The organism is Amycolatopsis sp. CA-211722 (assembly GCF_056828465.1).
Window position 1 is genome coordinate 6,701,854 of the sequence record NZ_CP184752.1, and the last position, 20,321, is coordinate 6,722,174.

Annotated in this window: 8 protein-coding genes; 4 read left to right on the top strand and 4 right to left on the bottom strand. The window is 70.5% G+C overall.

The annotated features are described in order from the left end of the window. Positions 1-110 precede the first annotated feature (110 nt). The 3 genes from ACOCEP_RS31665 (at position 111) to ACOCEP_RS31675 (ending at position 14,104) form a co-directional block, all read left to right on the top strand. Positions 111-12,044, top strand: coding sequence for an SDR family NAD(P)-dependent oxidoreductase (locus ACOCEP_RS31665; RefSeq protein ID WP_482332787.1), 11,934 nt, complete (start codon positions 111-113; stop codon positions 12,042-12,044). 17 nt (positions 12,045-12,061) lie between these two features. Continuing rightward, positions 12,062-12,556 carry a TIGR03618 family F420-dependent PPOX class oxidoreductase gene (locus tag ACOCEP_RS31670; protein ID WP_482332788.1) on the top strand — a complete coding sequence of 165 codons (495 nt, stop codon included), beginning with the start codon at positions 12,062-12,064 and terminating at the stop codon, positions 12,554-12,556. A gap of 330 nt (positions 12,557-12,886) precedes the next feature. Further along, on the top strand, positions 12,887-14,104 hold the full coding sequence (locus ACOCEP_RS31675) for an IS110 family RNA-guided transposase (protein WP_482339561.1): 1,218 nt from the start codon (positions 12,887-12,889) through the stop codon (positions 14,102-14,104). 67 nt (positions 14,105-14,171) lie between these two features. Here the strand turns inward: ACOCEP_RS31675 and ACOCEP_RS31680 are convergent, their stop codons facing one another. Further along, entirely contained in the window at positions 14,172-15,362 is a 1,191-nt protein-coding gene (locus ACOCEP_RS31680) for a cytochrome P450 (protein WP_482332790.1), read from the bottom strand. Beyond that, a complete protein-coding gene (locus ACOCEP_RS31685; protein ID WP_482332792.1) occupies positions 15,355-16,557 on the bottom strand; it encodes an acyltransferase family protein in 1,203 nt (400 codons plus the stop codon). Before ACOCEP_RS31685 ends, ACOCEP_RS31680 begins: the two co-directional genes overlap by 8 nt. Positions 16,558-16,685: 128 nt before the next feature. On the opposite strand from ACOCEP_RS31685, the gene ACOCEP_RS31690 reads away from it, so the two are divergent. Continuing rightward, positions 16,686-18,905, top strand: coding sequence for a glycoside hydrolase family 3 C-terminal domain-containing protein (locus ACOCEP_RS31690; RefSeq protein ID WP_482332793.1), 2,220 nt, complete (start codon positions 16,686-16,688; stop codon positions 18,903-18,905). 58 nt (positions 18,906-18,963) lie between these two features. On the opposite strand, the gene ACOCEP_RS31695 is transcribed toward ACOCEP_RS31690, so the two are convergent. Then, positions 18,964-19,197 carry a DUF6480 family protein gene (locus tag ACOCEP_RS31695; protein ID WP_482332795.1) on the bottom strand — a complete coding sequence of 78 codons (234 nt, stop codon included), beginning with the start codon at positions 19,195-19,197 and terminating at the stop codon, positions 18,964-18,966. A 62-nt stretch (positions 19,198-19,259) separates the two neighbouring features. Next, a complete protein-coding gene (locus tag ACOCEP_RS31700) occupies positions 19,260-20,195 on the bottom strand; it encodes a glycoside hydrolase family 43 protein (protein ID WP_482332796.1) in 936 nt (311 codons plus the stop codon). Positions 20,196-20,321 lie beyond the last annotated feature (126 nt).

Genomic DNA, 20,321 nt, shown 5'->3' on the forward strand with positions numbered 1-20,321 from the left:
CTTTGCTCCGCTGCCATGCTCATGACCTGGTAATACTTCTGTTCTTCCGATGTGCCCGATGCACTCGGCGGCCTGGCTCGCGCTTCGGCGGCGGCCGTAGTTTCGGAGCCATGTCTGGTGGGGAAGATTTCGCGCGGTCCGGATCGGTCGCGATCGTCGGCATGGCCTGCCGGGTCGCGGGAGCGGCGGACGTTTCCGGGTTCTGGAGTGTCCTGCGCGCGGCGAGGGACATGGTCACCGAGGTCCCGAACGATCGCTGGGATTCCGGTGATGACGCCGGTTCGCGGCACGGGTCGTTCTTGGCCGACGTCGAGGGTTTCGACGCGGCGTTCTTCGGCGTGTCACCGCGCGAGGCGGCGGTGCTCGACCCGCAGCAACGGCTCGCGCTCGAACTGGCCTGGGAAGCGATGGAAGACGCCCGCCTGGTCCCGGCCACCCTGCGCGGCCAGGACTGCGGCATGTTCCTCGGCGCGATGCGGGACGACTACGCCCGGCTGGCCCAGGAACTCGACATCACCACGCAGCACAGTTTCACCGGTCTCCAGCGCGGACTGATCGCCAACCGGGTGTCCTACTTCTGCGGGCTGCGGGGCCCGAGCATCACTGTCGACAGTGGACAGTCATCGTCCCTTGTCGCCGTTCACCTGGCCGTTCGGAGCCTGCTGTCGGGCGAATCCACCATCGCACTGGCCGGCGGGGTGAACCTGAACCTGGTCCCGGCGAGCGCACGTGAGGCCGAGAGATTCGGTGGCCTGTCCATCGGCGGACGGTGCCGCACCTTCGACGCGGCGGCGGACGGATTCGTGCGGGGCGAAGGCGGCGGCATCGTCGTCCTCAAACCGCTGGACGTCGCGATCGCCGACGGCGACCGGATCTACGCGGTGATCGCGGGCAGCGCGGTCAACAACGACGGCGGCGGCGCCGGCCTCACCGTGCCGGACCGGGCGGCCCAGGAACAGGTGCTGACCCAGGCGCTCGAAGGCACCGGCCTCTCCCCGGACGACGTCGGCTACGTCGAACTGCACGGGACCGGGACCAAGGTCGGCGACCCGATCGAGGCCGCGGCGCTGGGCGCCGCCTACGGCAGGCACCGCTCGGCGCCGTTGGCCGTGGGCTCGGTGAAGACGAACCTCGGCCATCTCGAAGCCGCGGCCGGGGTGATCGGGCTGATCAAGGCGGCCCTCGCCGTCCACCACGGGGAAATCCCGCCCAGCCTCCACTTCCGCGAACCGAACCCACGGATCCCGTTGGACGAGCTCAAGCTGCGCGTCTGTACCGAAAGGACGGCCTGGGACGACGCCGAACGCGCCGCCGGCGTCACCTCGCTCGGGATGGGCGGCACGAACTGTCACGTCGTACTCACCACGGCTCCGGAGACCACACCGCGCACCACCCTTGCTGGACCGTCGTCCGCTGCTTTCGTGATTTCCGGCCGGACGCCGTCCGCGCTGCGCGCCCAGGTCGACCGGCTGCGGGCTCACCTCCGCACGCGTCCGGACCAGGACTTCGCGGAGATCGCCTGGTCGCTGGCCACCACCCGGACCGCGTTCGAATACCGGACCGCCGTCGTGGCGGGCGATCGGGCGGAACTGCTGGCCGCGCTGGACGAGGTGAGCACCGAGGTACCGGAAGCCGTTCCCGGCTGGTCCGCGGAGCTGCGGTTCGGATCGGCGCCCGGAGACCTCGGCGACGCCTTCCCCTCGTTCACCACGGCGTTCGCCGAAACGCTCGCGCTCTTCGGTGAACGGAGCGACCACGCGGCGGCCAGGACTTTCGCGTCCCAGGTCGCGCTCCACCGCTTGCTGACCGACTCGGGGATCGAGCCGGAAACGGTTTCCGGCGAAGGTATCGGCGAGTTCACGGCGGCATATCTGACCCGGAGGCTCACGCCGCGTGAGGTGGTCGAAGCGGTTCTCGCTGCTCTGCCGACCGACCACACGGGCACCGTGCTCAGCACTTCGAACGGACGAGAGATCCCGCTTCGGCCCGGCGTCAGGGGATTCCTCACCGCGGTGGCTTCCGCGTACGCCGAAGGCGCCTCCGTGAACTGGACAGCGTTGTTCCCGGGCGGACGGCCGTCCACAGTGGACCTCCCCGGTTACGCCTTCCAGCGCGAACGCCACTGGCTCGACACGCTCCCGTCCGCCGAAACACCGTCCACAGCGGACACCGAGCGCACGATCGCCGAAACCGTCCTCGGCCACGCGGCGGCGGTACTCGGGCTCGACGACGCGCCGCCCGGCCGCCTGTTCACCGAGCTGGGCTTCGACTCGATCATGGGCGCGGAACTGGCGAGGCGGCTCACCGAAGCACTGGGCGTGACGGTGCCCGAAACCGTGATCTTCGACCACCCGACCCCCGAAGAGCTGATCCGCCACCTGGGTTCGCTGCTGACCGGCGAGGAACCGGAGCGGCGTCCTCCCGCGACGGTGTCGGAACCCGCCGAGGCGCACGAGCCGATCGCCATCATCGGCATGGCCTGCACCTTCCCCGGCGGGGTCCGTGATCCGGAGGGGCTCTGGCGGTTGGCGGCCGAGGGTACCGACGCGATCGGGGAACTCCCCCGCGACCGCGGCTGGGACGTCGAATCCCTCTACGACCCCGATCCGGGCAGGCAGGGGCATTCCGTCACCCGTCACGGTGGCTTCCTGTACGACGCGGCCGAATTCGACGCGGAGTTCTTCGGCATCTCACCGCGAGAGGCACTGACCACCGACCCGCAGCAGCGCCTGCTGCTGTCCGCCGCCTGGGAAGCGTTCGAGGACGCGGGTATCGTCCCGGCGAGCCTGCGCGGCAGCCGGACCGCGGTGTTCGCAGGCGTCATGCACCACGACTACGCGCCGCGGGTGCACACTGTGCCGGACGGACTGGAAGGGCACCTGATCACCGGGAACACCTCCAGTGTGGTCTCCGGGCGCCTGTCCTACGTGTTCGGCCTGCACGGCCCTTCGGTGACCGTGGACACCGCCTGCTCTTCGTCGCTCACCGCGCTCCACCTCGCGGCGCGATCACTGCGTTCGGGTGACAGCGACCTGGCGCTCGCCGGTGGTGTCACCGTGATGGCGACGCCGGAGATGTTCGTCGAGTTCTCCCGCCTGCGGGGTCTCGCCCCGGACGGCCGTTGCAAGTCCTTCGCCGCGTCGGCGGACGGCACCGCGTGGGCGGAAGGCGTCGGCGTCCTCGTGGTCGAGCGGCTCTCCGACGCACGACGGAACGGCCACCGGGTGCTGGCGCTGCTGCGGGGCTCGGCGGTCAACTCCGACGGCGCGTCGAACGGGCTGTCCGCGCCGAGCGGACCGGCGCAGGAGAGGGTGATCCTGGACGCGCTCGCCGACGCCGGTCTTCGTGCCTCCGATGTGGACGCCGTCGAGGCGCACGGCACGGGCACCACTCTCGGCGATCCGATCGAGGCGCAGGCGCTGCTCGCCACCTACGGCCAGGCGCGGCCGTCGGACCGTCCGCTGCTGCTCGGTTCGCTCAAGTCGAACCTCGGCCACGCGCAGGCCGCCGCCGGTGTCGGCGGCGTGATCAAGATGGTCCAGGCGATGCGGCACGGAATGCTGCCGAAGCTGCTGCACCTGGACGAGCCGACGCGGCACGTGGACTGGTCGGCGGGCCGGGTCGAACCGCTCGCGGACCACACACCCTGGCCGGACACCGGCCGGAAGCGCCGTGCCGCGGTGTCGTCGTTCGGGATCAGCGGTACCAACGCGCACGTCGTCCTCGAAGAAGCGCCGGACGAGCCCGAAGCGGCCCCGAGGATCGCCGCGGTCGTGCCGCTGACCCTGTCGGCGCACAGCGAGGAAGCGCTCAGGGACCAAGCGGATCGGCTGCGCGACCGCCTCGAATCCGACCCCGCGCTCGACGTCCACGACGCCGGTTTCACCTTGGCCGGCGCGCGGACCCGCTTCACCCACCGGGCGGCGGTCCTGGGCGGAGATCGCGAGGAGATCGTCCGCGGTCTCCGCGCGCTGGCCGCCGGAGAGTCGGCGGCTGAGGTCCTGACCGGCACGGACAAGGCGGATCCGCGCCCGGTGTTCGTCTTCCCCGGCCAGGGCAGCCAATGGGTCGGGATGGCCAAGGAACTGCTGGACACCAGCCCGGTGTTCGCCGAACGCATGGCGGACTGCGGACGGGCGCTCGAACCCCACGTGGACTGGCTCCTGGCGGAGGCTTTGGCCGACAAGGCGGCGCTGGAGCGCGTCGACGTCGTCCAACCGGTGCTGTGGGCGGTGATGGTGTCGATCGCCGCGCTGTGGGAGTCACACGGGGTGCGGCCCGCCGCCGTCGTCGGCCATTCTCAGGGCGAGATCGCGGCGGCGACCGCGGCCGGCGCGTTGTCCCTGGAGGACGGCGCGCGGGTGGTGGCGTTGCGCAGCAAGGCGATCCGGGCGCTGTCGGGCCGGGGCGGGATGCTTTCGGTCGCGCTGCCGAGAGCCGACGCCGGGCGCCGCATCGAGCGCTGGAACGGCAGGGTGTCGATCGCGGCGGCGAACGGGCCGTCGGCGACGGTGCTGTCGGGCGATCCGGCTGCGCTGGACGAACTGACCGCGGAACTCCGCGACGCGGGCGTCCGGGCCAGGCGACTTCCGGTCGATTACGCCTCCCATTCCGCCCACGTCGAGGATCTGCACACTCCCCTGCTCGACCTGCTGGCGGAGCTGGCTCCTCGCACGAGCGAAGTACCGTTCCATTCGACGCTGACCGGCGATCTGATCGACACCGCCTGCCTGGACGCGGAGTACTGGTACCGGAACCTGCGGAACCCGGTCGAGTTCGACCGCGTGATCCGGCGGCTCGCGGACGAAGGACACGCGTTGTTCGTCGAATGCAGCCCGCATCCCGTGCTCACCGTGGGGCTGCAGGAGATCCTGGACGAGTCCGCGCGCGAGGGTGTCGCGCTGGGCACGTTGAGGCGGGACGAAGGCGGCCTCCCCCGGTTCCGGCGCTCACTCGCCGAAGCCGCGGTCCACGGTGCCGGAGTCGACTGGGACACCGTCTTCCCCGGCGGCAGGCTCGTCTCGCTGCCCACCTATCCCTTCCAGACCGAGCGCTTCTGGCTCACGCCGTCCACCGGAGCCGCCGGGTCCGCGTCGCTGGGCCTGCGGGACGCGGGTCATCCCCTGCTCGGTGCCATGGTCACCCTCGCGGACGGCGACGGATCGTTGTGGACCGGCAGGCTTTCGCTGTCGACCCATCCCTGGCTGGCCGACCACGCCGTGAACGGGACGGTTCTCCTGCCCGGAGCGGCGTTCGTGGAGCTGGCCCTGCACGCCGGCGACCGGATCGGCTGCCGCCGGGTGGACGAGCTGGCCTTGGAGAGCCCGCTGATCATCCCGGCAGAGGGCGCCGTCGAACTCCAGCTCACGGTCACCGCGGGTGATCCGGGGCGCCGAAGCTTCACCGTCCACTCGCGCCCCGCGGATTCCGACGGCGAATCGGGTTGGGTCCGCCACGCGACCGGATCCCTGACCACCCCCATCACACCAGGGCGAGGGCTCCGGGAGTGGCCGCCGCCGGGAGCGGAAGCCGTCGACCTCGATGGCGCTTACGCGCGCCTCGCCGACATCGGCTACGAGTACGGTCCCGCCTTCCAAGGACTGCGCTCCTTGTGGCGGCTCGGCGAGGAGCTGTACGCGGAGGTCGCGCTGCCCGCGGAAGCGGACGGAACGGAATTCGGCATCCACCCCGCCTTGCTCGACGCTTCCCTGCACGCGATCCTCGCCGGCCGGACGGGAGACGACACCGTACGGCTTCCCTTCGCCTGGACGTCGGTCGATCTGCACGCGACCGGCTCGGCCTTTCTGCGAGTGCACGTCACCCCGGACGGGGACGACGCCGTCGCTCTGGCTCTGTCCGATGGGGCGGGCGACCCCGTCGCGACCATCGAATCCCTCACCCTCCGCCACGTCGACCTCGCCAAGCTCGCCGGGCCGCGGGTGAACCGCACCCTGCTGCGCGTGGACTGGATTCCGGTCCCCCAGGCCCGGACGGAGACTCCGTCGTTCGCCGTCTTCGACGATCTGGCCGCGCTGCGCGCGTCGCTCGCCACCGGCGCGGCGCTGCCCGATCTCGTCGGCGTCCATTGTGGACCAGAGACCACCTCGGCTGATCCGCGCGCCGTCACGATCGAGGCGCTGGAGCTGGTGCGCGACTGGATCACCGATGAGGCCTTCGGCGCCGCGAAGCTCGTCGTGCTCACCCGGCGGGCGATCGCCACCACCGCCGACGACCCGCCGGAAATCGCCGGTTCCACGGTGTGGGGGCTGGTCCGCGCCGCGCAGTCGGAGGCGCCGGACCGTGTCCTGATCATCGATCTCGACGACGAAAGCACACCGGAACAGGCGCTCGCCGCGGGAGAACCGCAGTCGGCGGTCCGCGGCGGCCAGGTGCTCGTGCCCCGGCTCGTCAGGGCGACCGAACCCGCTGAGCGGCGGGAAGAGCCGCTCGACCCGGACGGGACGGTCCTCGTCACCGGCGGCGTCGGCAGCCTCGGCGGTCTGATCGCCCGGCATCTCGTCACCGAACACGGGGCACGTCACCTGCTGCTCACCGGCCGCCGCGGCCTGGACACAGAAGGCGCAGACGCGCTGGTCACCGAGCTGACCAGGGCAGGCGCGCGAGTGACCGTGACCGCCTGCGACGTCGCCGACCGGGACCGCCTGGCCGAGGTGCTCACCGCCATCCCCGCCGCACACCCGCTGACCGCGGTCGTCCACGCGGCCGGCGTACTCGACGACGGCACGGTCGAATCGCTCACCGAGTCCACTGTGGACACCGTCTTCCGGCCGAAGGTCGACGGAGCGCGGAATCTGCACGAGCTGACCGAGGGGCTGGACCTCGCCGCGTTCGTGCTGTTCTCCTCGATCGCGGGCATCATCGGCAACGCCGGCCAGGCGAACTACGCCGCGGCCAACAGCTACCTCGACGCCCTCGCCCACCATCGCCGCGCGCTCGGCCTGCCCGCGACGTCGCTCGCGTGGGGGCTGTGGGCGCTCGACACGGGAATGACCGGGCATCTGTCCGAGACCGACGTCGCCAGGATGGCCCGCCGCGGCCTGCTGCCCCTGCCCACCGAGCAAGGGCTCGCGGCGTTCGACGCCGCGCTCACCGGCGCTCCCGCGCTGCTGGTACCGGCACGCCTGGACGTCACCGCCCTGCGCCACCAGCGTTCGCCCCTGTTCTCCACGCTTGCCGCGCCTTCACGGCGCGTCGCGACCGCCGTGCGGGAAGCGAGCGCCGCCGGCCCCGCGCTGCCGCCGGAACGGGACGAGGCGGCGATGACCGAACTCGTCCGGCGAACGGTCGCGGCGGTACTCGGCCACACCACGAAGGACTCGGTCGTGAGCGACCGGGCGTTCCAGGACCTCGGTTTCGATTCCCTCACCGGGCTGGAGTTGCGCAACCGTCTCGGGGAGGCGGTCGGGCTGCGGCTGCCCGCGACCCTCGTCTTCGATCACCCGACCCCGGGCGCCCTGGCCGAGTACCTCGCCGGCAGGTTCTGGGGAGACCAGGCACCACGCGCCGTGGCGAGCACTCCCGCGCCGGTCCGCGCCGTCGACGACGATCCCGTCGTGATCGTCGGCGCGGGATGCCGCTATCCGGGCGGGGTGGAATCGACGCGGGACCTGTGGGAGGTATTCGCCCAGGGCCGCGACGTGGTGTCGGAGTTCCCCACCGACCGGGGCTGGGATCTGGCCGGGATCTACGACCCGGATCCCGACACACCGGGCAAGTCCTACGTCCGGCACGGCGGTTTCCTCACCACGGCCACGGAGTTCGACGCGGAGTTCTTCGGGCTGTCGCCGCGCGAGGCACTCGTGATGGATCCTCAGCAGCGGTTGCTCCTGGAGGTCTCGTGGCACGCGCTGGAATCGGCGGGGATCGATCCGGCCGCGCTGCGCGGCAGCAGGACCGGTGTCTTCACGGGCATCATGGGCGGGGACTACGCGCTCCCGCTCGCCGAGCTGCCTGAAGACCTCGTCGGCCAGGTGTCGGTCGCCAACGCCGGCAGCGTCGCCTCCGGCCGGGTGTCGTACGTGTTCGGCTTCGAGGGACCGGCGATCACCCTGGACACGGCGTGCTCTTCGTCGCTGGTGGCGATGCACCTGGCCGCCCAATCCCTGCGCAACGGGGAAAGCACGCTCGCCCTCGCCGGCGGCGCCACGGTGATGGCCACCCCGAAATTGTTCGTGGAGTTCTCCGAGCAGCGTGGTCTCGCCCCGGACGGCCGGTGCAAACCCTTCTCCGCCGACGCCGACGGCACCGCCTGGGCCGAGGGCGCCGGGATCGTCGTCCTGGAGCGGCTGTCCGACGCCCGGCGCAACGGCCACCCCGTCCTGGCGATCCTCAAGGGTTCCGCGATCAACTCCGACGGCGCGTCCAACGGCCTCACCGCGCCCAGCGGACGGGCGCAGCAGCGTGTCATCACCGGCGCCCTCGCCGACGCTGGACTGTCCACACAGGACATAGACGTGGTCGAAGCCCACGGCACCGGGACCACCCTCGGCGACCCCATCGAGGCGGGCGCCCTGCAAGCCACCTACGGACAGGACAGACGTCACCCGCTGCTCGTCGGTTCCGCGAAGGCCAACCTCGGCCATGCCCAGGCCGCCGCGGGAATCGCGGGTGTGCTCAAGATGATCGAGGCGATGCGCCACGGCACCCTGCCCGGCCTGCTCCACGACCGGCCCAGCACGCACCTCGACTGGAACGAAGGCGGGATCGCCCTGATCACCGAACCGACGCCCTGGCCGGAGACCGACCGGCCACGCCGCGCCGCCGTGTCCGCGTTCGGGATCAGCGGCACCAACGCGCACGTCATCCTGGAGCGACCCGAGCCGGAAACCCTCGAACCCGCGCCGGCGCCTGGCGGACCTCTCATCCCCTGGGTCTTCTCCGCGGCATCGCCCGGCGCGCTGGCCGAGCAGGCACGACGGCTGGCTCGGCACATCACGCCCGACCACGACGCACTCGACCTGGCTCGTTCCTTGGCCACGACGCGGACCCGGCACCGACACCGCGCGGTGGTGCTCGGCCGCGACACCGGCGACCTCGTGACCGCGCTGACCGGAGCCGAACCGGCGTCCGCCCTGTTCACCGGCGAAGTCACCGAGGGACCGGTCGCGGTGGTCTTCCCCGGTCAAGGCAGCCAGTACCCGGGAATGGCCGGGCGGCTGCGCGAGGAGCTGCCGGGGTTCGCCGAGGCTTTCGACGACGTGTGCGCGGAGCTGGACCCGCATCTGGAACGCCCGCTCGCCGACATCGTGTTCGCCACGCCGGGCACCCCGGAGGCGGCACTGCTGGATCGCACCGACTTCACCCAGCCCGCCGTCTTCGCCGTCGAAGTGGCCGTGTTCCGGGCACTGACCGGATTCGGGGTACGGCCCGGGCTGCTCGCCGGGCACTCGGTCGGCGAGATCGCCGCCGCCCACGCCGCGGGTGTGTTCTCGCTCGCCGACGCCGCCGCACTGGTGGCCGCGCGAGGACGGCTGATGCAGGCCCTGCCCGGCGGCGCGATGGTCGCCTTGCGCGCGGGAGAACACGAACTCGAAGACCTGCTCGCGGAGTACCCGGGCCGGGTCGGGATCGCGGCCGTGAACGGTCCCGGCTCCGTGGTGATCTCCGGTGACGAGGACGCCGTTCTGGCTCTCGCGGCGACCGTCACCGCCGCCGGTGGCCGGGCGACGCGGCTCGCGGTGAGCCACGCGTTCCACTCGCCGCACATGGATCCGATGCTGGCCGGCTTCCGGCGGGTCCTGGACACCCTGGACTTCCGCCCGGCGGAGGTGCCGATCGTCTCGTGCGTGACCGGAGCGCGGCTCGAACCGTCCGGCGCGAGCACCCCGGAGTACTGGGTACGGCACGCCAGGGACACCGTCCGGTTCGGCGATGCCCTGCGCGCGATCGCCGCCGAAGGCGCCCACACCGTCGTCGAAACCGGCCCCGGCAACGCCCTCACCACACTGGGGCAACAGGCCCTCGCCGACCACGCGACCGAACTCGTGTCGTGTCTCCGGCGAGGCAGGAACGAGACCGAGACGCTGGGCGCCGCGCTCGCGACGTTGTACACGCGAGGGGCCGACGTGGAGTTCTCGCCGTGGTACGCGGGTGGCCGCCGGGTGGACCTGCCCGGCTACGCCTTCCAGCGCAGGCGCTACTGGATCCACCAGCGACAGTCCACAAAGGATCCGGTCGCGACCGAACCCGTCTGGCGGCTCAGGAATCCTCGAGTGCATCCCTTGCCGACCGGGAACTGGCTGGTGATCGCCCCACCGGCGGACGACCTCGACGAACGTGTCACCAAGGCCGAGCGGGCGCTGAGCGAACGCGGCTGCTCGGTGCGGACCGTCCGGCACACCGGCTCCGACGGCTGGCCGGAACGGCTCGCGGAGACCGCCCCCGACGGCGTCCTCTGGCTGGCGGGCGCGACGGCCGACGTGCTCGCGCTCGTCCAGGCCTTGGAGAGGACGTCGATCGAAGCACCGGTCTGGGCGGTGACCACTGGCGCGGTCGCGACCGGCCCCGCCGACGCGCCGCCGGATCCCTGGCAGGCGGCCGTCTGGGGACTCGGGCGCGTGGTCGCGCTCGAAGCCCCGCACCGCTGGGGAGGGCTCATCGACCTGCCGCCGGAATCCGGCGACGCCGACTGGGCACACGTCTGTGAGGCACTCACCTGCGACGACAGTGAGGACCACTTCGCGGTGCGTGCCGACGGGCTCCACGTGCGACGGCTGAGGACACTCGACTTCCCGGACACCGGGGCGGGCTGGCGGCCGTCGGGCACCGTCCTGGTCACCGGCGGACTCGGCGCGCTGGGCAAGCGGGTCGCCCGATGGCTGGCCGGCCGCGGCGCACCACATCTGGTCCTCGCCGGCCGTCGTGGCGCGGAAACGCCGGGAGCCGGAGAACTGCGCGCCGAGCTGACCGCGCTCGGCACCACCGTGACGATCGCCGCCTGCGACGTCGCCGATCGGGAAGCGCTGCGAGCCCTGCTCTCCGAGCATCCGGTGACCGGAGTGGTGCACGCCGCCGGGCTCCTCGACGACGGCGTAGTGGACGCCCAATCCGCGCGACGGCTGGAGACCGTGTTCGCGGTGAAGGCCGGCGCCGCCTGGCACCTGCACGAACTGACCAAGGATCTGCCGCTCGAACGGTTCGTGCTGTTCTCCTCGATGGCGGGCACCTTCGGCGCGCCCGGCCAGGCCAACTACGCCGCGGCGAACGCCGCCGTCGACGCGGTCGCCCAGCACCGGGCGGCGCTCGGGCTGCCGTCCACCGCGCTGGCCTGGGGGCCGTGGGCGGACGAAGGCATGGGGACCGCGGTTCCGGGACAGAGCCACCACGAAGGTGTGTCGGCCATGAGCGCGGAGACCGCGCTTGCGGCGCTCGATCGCGCGATCGCCCGCCCGGTGGCCGTACAGGCGATCGGCGACGTCGACTGGGCCGGGTTCGCCCCCGCGCACACCGCCACCCGGGTCAGCCGGGTGTTCGACGAACTGGTGGAAGGTCAGCGGTCGACGACGGCCGCCCCCGAGACATCCCTGCGTGATCGGCTCGCCGGGGTACCGGCCGACGAACGCCGGACCGTCCTGCTCGACCTGGTGGTGCGCGCGGTCGCCGCGGTCTCCGGTCACGACGACGACGTGATCGGGGTGCACCAGCCGTTCCGCGACCTCGGAATGGACTCGCTCGCCGCGATCCAGCTCCGCAACCGGCTCAACGCGGAGACCGGGCTCCGCCTCGCCACCACCGTCGTCTACGAACAGCCGACCCCGGCCGGGCTCGCCGCGCACCTCGACGAATGCCTGGGCGACGACCAGGCCGACGCGACCCGGGGCGTGCTCGCGAAACTCCGGGAGCTCGAAACCACCCTGTCCACTGTGGACATCGATGCCGAGATTGCCGAGAGACTCCAAGCGATGGTGCTCAAGGCGCGCCCGGCCCTGCCCGGCGACGACGACCTCGACTCGGCATCGGAAGACGAACTGTTCGACATCATCGACGACGTCCTCGCCTTCGACGACGACGCGTCGGCCGCCTGAGAGAGGAAAGCAGGGAAATGAGCGCTGGTATCCGAGAACCGCTGAAGGCAGGCCGCCCGCACATGCCCGGTTACGGCACCCAACAGGGTGAAGCCGGACTGCTGCCCTGGGCCTGGGCCGACGACAAACTGCGGGCCACGATGAACTACTGGGTCGCGACCGTCCGGCCCGACGGCAGGCCGCACGTGATGCCGGTGTGGGCGGCCTGGGACGGCGAGGCGCTCTGGTTCGGCAGCACCCACACCTCGCGCAAGATGCGCAACCTGCGCGCGGATCCCCGCTGCACCGTCACCATCGACGACGCGCTCGACCCGGTCGTCCTCGACGGCGTCGCGGAGTTCGTCACGGACCCGGAGGCGATCGCCGGGTTCGTCGAAACGGCCAACGCGAAGTACTCGTCGGCCTACAGCTACGACCCGGATGTCAACGCCGTCGTCGCCATCCGGCCTGCGTGGGCCTTCGGCATGCGGGCCGAGGACTTCACCGGGACACCCACCCGGTGGCAGTGGTAGCAGGCCCACGGCCCACGCACAAGTCTCTCCCTGAAGGCCGTGAAGGCCTCCTCCGGGACCCTGGGTCCCTCAAGGAGGCCTAATGGGTTGTGTTCGGGCTGGTTTGGCAGGCTTGGATGTGGTGGCTGCTGGCGGGTGAGCACTCGTGAGGCCTGGGTTGTGCGAGACCTTCGTGAAGACCGTCGCCTCCGCTGGTAGCGGGAGAAGTTGATCACTAGAGGGATGTCGTGCCTGCTGTGTGTGGTGTGAGCACTCGACCATTAGGCCGTTGATCTTCTTCCGCGTGGCCGTCAGTCATGATCTGGACAGGGCAGGAGCTGGTGCGGCGTGGTGTTGTTCGTCGGTGATGACTGGGCATCCGATCATCACGATGTGGAGATCCAGGACCAGACCGGGCGGCGGCTGGGCAAAGCCCGGCTCCCGGAAGGCGTCGAGGGCATCGCCCGGTTGCATGGGCTGCTCGCGCGGTTCCTGCCCGAGGACGCCGATCCTTCTCAGGTCCTGATCGGGATCGAGACCGATCGGGGCCCGTGGCCGGCGGCGCTGGTCGCCGCGGGGTATCGGGTGTTCGCTGTCAACCCGCGGCAATCGGCGCGGGCCCGGGACCGGCTCGGGGTCTCCGGCGCGAAAAGCGACGCCGGTGACGCGCATGTGCTGGCCGATCTGGTCCGCACCGACGCCCACCAGTTGCGTGAGGTCGCAGGCGACAGCGATCTCGCCGACGGGGTGCAGGGGCTCACCCGCGCGCACCAAGCGCTGATCTGGGACAAGACCAGGCATGTGCTGCGGTTGCGGGCCACGCTGCGGGACTACTTCCCCGCCGCGCTGGAGGCCTTCCCCGATCTGGACACGCCCGAGGCCCTGTCGTTGCTGGCGAAGGCACCCGACCCGCAGAGCGCGGCCCGGTTGTCCCGCAAGCAGATCGCCGCAGCGCTCACCCGGGCCCGCCGACGCGATATCGAGGGTAAAGCCGCCGCGATCCAGGCTGCTCTGCGCGCTCCGGCGCTGGGCCGTGGCCCGGTCCTGACCACGGCCTCGGCGGCGATCACCCGCTCGCTGATCGCGGTGATCATCACCCTCATCGAGCAGATCACCCAGCTCGAAGCCGAGGTGAAGGCCTCTTTTGGCCAGCACCCTGACACCGAGATCTACCTGTCCCAACCCGGACTCGGGCAGATCCTCGGCGCCAGGGTGCTCGCCGAATTCGGAGACGACACCACCCGCTACACCTCAGCGAAAGCCCGCAAAAACTATGCCGGGACCAGCCCGCTGACCATCGCCTCCGGCCGCAAAACCACCATCCGGGCCCGATACGTGCACAACGACCGGCTCCTCGACGCCCTCACCCGCCAAGCCCAATCAGCACTCAAAGCCTCACCCGGAGCCCGCGCCTACTACGACACACTCCGAGCCCGCGGCGCCGGCCACCAAGCCGCCCTACGCCAACTCGCCAACCGACTCGTCGGCCTCCTCCACGGATGCCTCAAAACCCACACCCACTACAACGAAACAACCGCCTGGGCCCACCACAACACCACCGCCGCTTGACACACAAAACCCAGGGATGTCTTCACGGACCCGGGGGCCGCCGTGCCGGTGCCGACGATGTCGCTGTTCAGCGCAGGTTCAGCAGCAACCGGGACGGCCGCTTGAACGCGCTGTCGGTCCACTCGACCTCGTCCGGGTCTTCGGCGAGCGAGAGCCGCGGATGCCGGTCGACGAAGGCGGCCAGCAGTTCCTGCATCTCCATCCGCGCCAGATTCGCGCCGAGGCAGAAGTGCACCCCGCGGCCGAAGGTCAGATGAGCCTTCTCGTCCCGGTCGAGGCGCAGGTCCCGCGGGGCGTCGTAGATCTCCGGGTCGTAGTTCGGCCCGACGAAGGACGCGACCACCGCCTCGCCCTTGCGGATCGTCCCGGACGCCAGCTCGACGTCCTCCAGCGCGACCCTGAGCGGGGCACCGTCACCCGGTACCTCGACACGCAGCAGTTCCTCGACCGCGCTCGGGATCAGCGCGGGCTCGGCGACCAGCCGGTCGTAGTGCTCACGCGGGGCCAGCAGCCGCAGGAACGCACGGGACAGCACCGATCCGGTCGTCTCGTGCCCGGCGAGGAACATCCCGATCGTGTTGCGCACCAGTTCGTCGTCACTGAGCCGGTCGCCTTCGTACCGCGCCTGGATCATCGTCTGGAGCACGCCGTCGCCCGGCAGGTGACGGACCTGTTCGATCAGTTCGACGCAGTACGCCGCGAACTCCATCAGCGCCGCGGTCTGCTCTTCGATCCCGAGGCCGCCGGACGGGAGCAGGAGATCCGACCAGTGCCGGATCCGCTCGGCGTCGATCCCCGGAACCCCCATCACCTCACTGATCACCTCGACGGCGAACGGGAACGCGATCGTGCTCACCACGTCGACGGTGGGACCTTCGAGTCCGTCGATCATCTTGTTGGCCATGGTGCGCACCCTCGGCCGCCACTCCTCGACCTTGCGCGGGGTGAGGGTGCCCGCCAGCAGGCGGCGCAGCCGGGTGTGGCGGGGCGGGTCCATGTTCATGATGATGTCGGGGTCCACCGTGAAGTCGAGACCGTCGGCCTGCCTCGGCGCCCCCTCGTAGGTGAGGTTCCGGCTGAATCGCTGATCACTGAGCACCTTGACGACGTCGTCGTAGCGGACCGCGAGCCTGGCCACGTCGCCGCTTTGCAGCCGCACCTGGCCGAGCGGGCATTCCCGCAGACGGCGTTCGTAGTCGTCGACAGGACGGCCGCGGGGGCCAAGGGGGAACGGGAAACTGTCGAGTTCTTCAGCCATGGTCTTCCATCCTCACCGTGGGTACCGGTGCCGCGTCCTTCGCGGATGCCGGTTCTTGCCGATACAGAACGAGCCGCGGTCCGCGCCGGGTGGAGAACCGCCGCATGAGAGGTCGTTCCACGCCCGCGTGCAGCAGCCACGAGAGAGCGAGCGTCACCCCGAACAGCAGCGCCGACACCCCCAGCGCCGCCGGCGTGCCCCACTGGTCGCCGATCCACCGCACCCCGAAGGTGAGCACCAGCCAATGCACCATGTAGAAGGCGAAGGAGACCTCACCGAGCCACACCATCCGGCGGCCGGCCAAGAAAGTACGCCGTCCTTCACGGTCGGCCACCGCGGCCGCCGCGATCAGCAGGCCGAGGGGCACCACCGTGACCGCGGTCAGTTTGTAGGTCATCGGGAACAACGGCGCCAGCGTGTAGGCGGCCAGCGAAAGAACCGCCGCCCAGCCGAATCCCAGTGGCAGGCGGCGCCCTTCCAGCACGACACGCGCCAGCAGGATGCCGAACACGAAGTCGAGCAGGCGCACGGGGGCGAACGCGTAGACGAACCAGAACCGCGGCACCGAAGTCTCGGCGTACCAGAGGTAGGGCTCGTTCGGCAGCGCGGTCGCGGCGAGCGGGACCAGCAGGATCATCGCGACGACCACGCCCGCCCACAGCCAAAGCCGGTCCGGCCGGATCCGGCGGATGTACCGGAACAGCAAAGGGAACGACAGGTAGAACAGCACCTCGCAGGAGAGGGACCACGAGACGATGTTGAAGCCGCCCTCGACCGGCGCCCAGGCCTGCAACAGCGAGAGGTTCAGCGCCGCGGCACCGAAGTCGAAGGTCTCGTTCGCGACGAATCCCAGCAGCAACGCCGCCGCGACGAAGGTGACGACGTGGTTCGGGTAGATCTTGAAGAACCGTCGCCTCCAGAACGTCCGCGCCGTGTCCTTCTTCCGCGCGGACCAGGCCAGCACGAATCCGCTGAGCACGAAGAAGAATCCGACACCGGTGAATCCGCCCTGGATGAACGTCGCCGTCATCGACTTCTGGACGCCGTCGTCGGCGAACAGATCCGCCAGGGTGAGATGGGAAAGGAAGACCGCGAGCGCGGCGACGAAACGCATCCCTGTCAGCGACGGCAGGCGCGCGGCCCGCGTGTTTCGCGCCGCCCGACGGGCCTGCCCGGCCGCGTGGGGAATGTCCATGCCCCCATCGTCAGCGGCCGCTCCTCAGCCGGGCATCTCCGCCGGTGCGGACCTGATCCAGGGCGCGTTCCGGCGCGCGTCTGGCACTCTCGAACACAATGGACAGTCACCGGCCGGAAGGAATCCCGTTGACCTCGCAGAACGAACCCGCCGACCTCACGCTCGAGCAGAAGGCGTCGCTGCTGTCCGGCAGCGATTTCTGGCACACCGAGGCGATCGAGGCCGCGGGGATCCCGTCGATCCTGCTCGCCGACGGCCCGCACGGCCTGCGGCGTCAGGACAGCGAGGCCGACAATCTCGGCGTGCACGACAGCGTGTCCGCCACCTGTTTCCCGCCGTCGGTCGCGGTCGGTTCCAGCTGGGATCCCGAGGTCGCCGCACGGGTCGGCGCGGCCATCGGCAGGGAAGCCCGCGCGGCCGGGGTCTCGGTGGTGCTCGGCCCCGGCGTGAACATCAAGCGGTCCCCGTTGTGCGGCCGCAACTTCGAGTACTACTCCGAAGACCCGTTGCTCAGCGGAGTGCTGGCCAGTGCCTACGTGCGGTCCATGCAGGCCGAAGGCGTGGGCGCGTCGCTGAAGCATTTCGCGGCCAACAACCAGGAGACCGACCGGATGCGGGTCAGCGTGGAGGTCGACGAGCGGACCCTGCGCGAGATCTACCTCCCGGCGTTCGAGCGGGTCGTGAAGGAAGCGCACCCCGCGACGGTGATGTGCTCGTACAACCGGGTCAACGGCGTCCATGCCTCGCAGAACCGCCGCCTGCTCACCGAAATCCTGCGTGACGAATGGGGTTTCGACGGTCTGGTCGTCTCGGACTGGGGCGCGGTGAACGACCGGGTCGCCGCGCTCGCCGCCGGGCTGGACCTCGAGATGCCGGGAACCGGCGGCAGCGGCGACGCCGAGATCGTGGCGGCTGTCCGGAGCGGGGAACTGGACGAATCCGTCGTCGACAGGAGCGTCCGCCGCGTGCTCGCGCTCACCGGCCGGGTCGTGCCCGCGGGCAGCGGCGTCGACCTTGACGAGCAGCACCGGGTGGCGAAAGAGGTCGCCGCCGACTGTGCCGTCCTGCTGAAGAACGACCAGGACACGCTGCCTCTGGACACGCGGTCGGCGGTCGCGGTCATCGGCGAGTTCGCCGCGAGTCCCCGCTTCCAGGGCGGCGGCAGTTCCCACGTCAATCCGACCAGGGTCGATGCCGCGCTCGACGCGATCCGCGAGCTCGGGGAATCCGTGACCTACGCGAGCGGGCCGGCCGGCCACGCCGTCGAGATCGCCCGCGTGGCCGACGTCGCGGTGGTCTTCGCCGGCCTGGGTGAACGGGACGAATCCGAGGGCTTCGACCGGGACACCATCGACCTTCCCGCGGCGCAGGTCGAGCTCATCAAGGCGGTCGCGGCGGTGAGCGGGCGCACCGTGGTCGTCCTCTCGCACGGTGGCGTGGTGTCGCTGGAGGGCTGGCACGACGACGTGGACGCCATTCTCGACGGCTGGCTCCTGGGGCAGGCGGGCGGCAGCGCGCTCGCCGACCTCCTCTTCGGGGTCGTCAGCCCGTCGGGTCATCTGGCCGAGAGCATTCCGTCGCGTTTACAGGACAACCCGAGCTATCTCACCTTCCCCGGCGAGGCGGGACACGTCCGGTACGGCGAAGGTGTCATGGTCGGCTATCGCTACTACGAAACCGCTGAGGTCGCGGTCCGCTACCCCTTCGGCCACGGCCTGTCCTACACCACCTTCGACACCGCCGACCTGGCGGTCACGGTGACGGGAGACGACTCCGCCACGGTCGCGGTGACGGTCACCAACACCGGAACCCGCGCCGGTAAGCACGTCGTCCAGGTCTACGTCGCCAGCGACGCCGCTCCCGTTCGCAACCCGGCACGGGAACTTCGCGCGTTCACCAAGATCTCCCTCGAACCGGGCGAGGCCAGGCGGGTCGAGCTCGCGCTCGATCGCCGCGCTTTCGCCTGGTACGACATCGGATCGAGCCGGTGGGTGGTCTCGCCCGGCGACTACACCGTCCAAATCGGCCAGAGTGCCGCGAAGGTCGTCGCCGAAGCGCCCATCACGCTGGCCGGCGACGTCATCGTCCCAGTCCTGTCGATCGACTCGACGGTCGAAGAGTGGTTCAGCCACCCGATTGTGGGGCCGGAGCTCGGTGAACTGCTCGCCGCGAACCTGGCCGACGGTCAGAGCAAACAGGCCCGCGACAGCGCGGACTGGATGCGCATGGTCGCTTCGATGCCGATGCGCCAGTTCACCAAACTCATGGCCTACCGCGGTGTCTCGCTCCCCGCCGACGCCTTGCCGCGATTGATCGAACTGAGCAGAAGCGGTGCTCGGGGCGCGTGATCACGCGAGTCATGGGCCGAAGCTGATGGGGCGGCCTCGTCGGAATGCCTGCTCGTGGTCAGCCCAGCTTGAGCCATCCCAGCGCCAGCGCGACGACGAACCCGCTCGCCAAGACCACGAGAACGCCGATGAGGATCAGCCAGGCGACAGGCATCGCCTTGGAGGGCATCGGCTGCGGGTGCGAGAGCCCGGAGGTCTGTGCCGAGTCGGGCGGCGTGTCGCCCGGCCGGACTCCTCCCCCTGGTTCGCGGTGGGTCTTCTCGGGTTCCGGGTCGGGCGGCTGGGCTGTCATCGCCGGTACTCCTTCGGTCGGTCTCACCCTTCGGATACCCGAACGACAGAGTCGAAACCCTGTCAGCCGAGCTGGGGAACATCGTTCGGGAAGCTGATGGGCAGCTGGTACATCCCACGGGCCGTGCGGCCACCACCGAGCCAGCCGTGGAAGTGGATCCGGCCGTCGACAACGTCGGCCCCACCCGGGGCGTCGACCTGCCCGCCGAGCAGATCGGTGGACAGGAACGGCGCGCCGGCTTTCACGAACGGTCCGCTCAGCGAGGGTGCGGACGCGTATCCCGTGTGGTAGCCGGAACTCTGGAACGTGTCGGCGGAGTAGAACAACAAGTGCCGGCTCGACGTCTTCACCACCGACGGTGCCTCGACGACCGCGTTCTCCGACGTGAGATCGGCGCGCAGGAGCTCGATCCGCGGACCCGTCGGTGTCCGCCCGTCGGCGAGCAGTTTCTGCGACCAGATCGCGGCCGGAGGACCGACCGCGGCGCCGTCGCTCTTGTAGATCAGATACCGCGAGCCGTCCGAGTCCACAAAGGTCTGCGGGTCGATGTCGCCGCCGTCGCCAGGGACGCAGATCAGCGGACCGTCACCGGCAGGGATGTACGGCCCTTCGGCTTTCGCGGCGGTCGCGGCGCCGATGCACATCTCCCCGCCGGGAGCCACCGCCGCCGAGAAGTAGAGCAGGAACGTGCCGTCGGAAAGCCGGGTCACATCGGGGGCCCAGAACCCACCGTCGGGTTTCGCCCACTTCGGTACGGCCGCGAGGGCGTCGCCGGCCATCCGCCACGGACCTTCAGGCGCCGGAGTGTGCGCGTACGGCATCTTCACCGCGCCGGTGCTCGTGGAGAAAGCCAAGTAACCGGAGTCGGTTCTGACGATGTCGGGGTCCGGGAAATCCTGCCCGATGAGCAGCCTCGGCGTCCCGATGGCGAACGCCGGAGGCGCGGCGAGGAGTGTCGTGACCACGGCGAGGCTCAAGAGGTGGCGCATGAACTTCATGCCCGATTCTGTCGGCGGGCCGACGCGGTCGGCAGCCTCACCGGGGCCGTGCCACCGGGAAGCGTGGATTTGGTCGTTCACCCGGCCCCACGGGATTCGTCCGCGCGTCTTGGGGTAGCCGGAGAC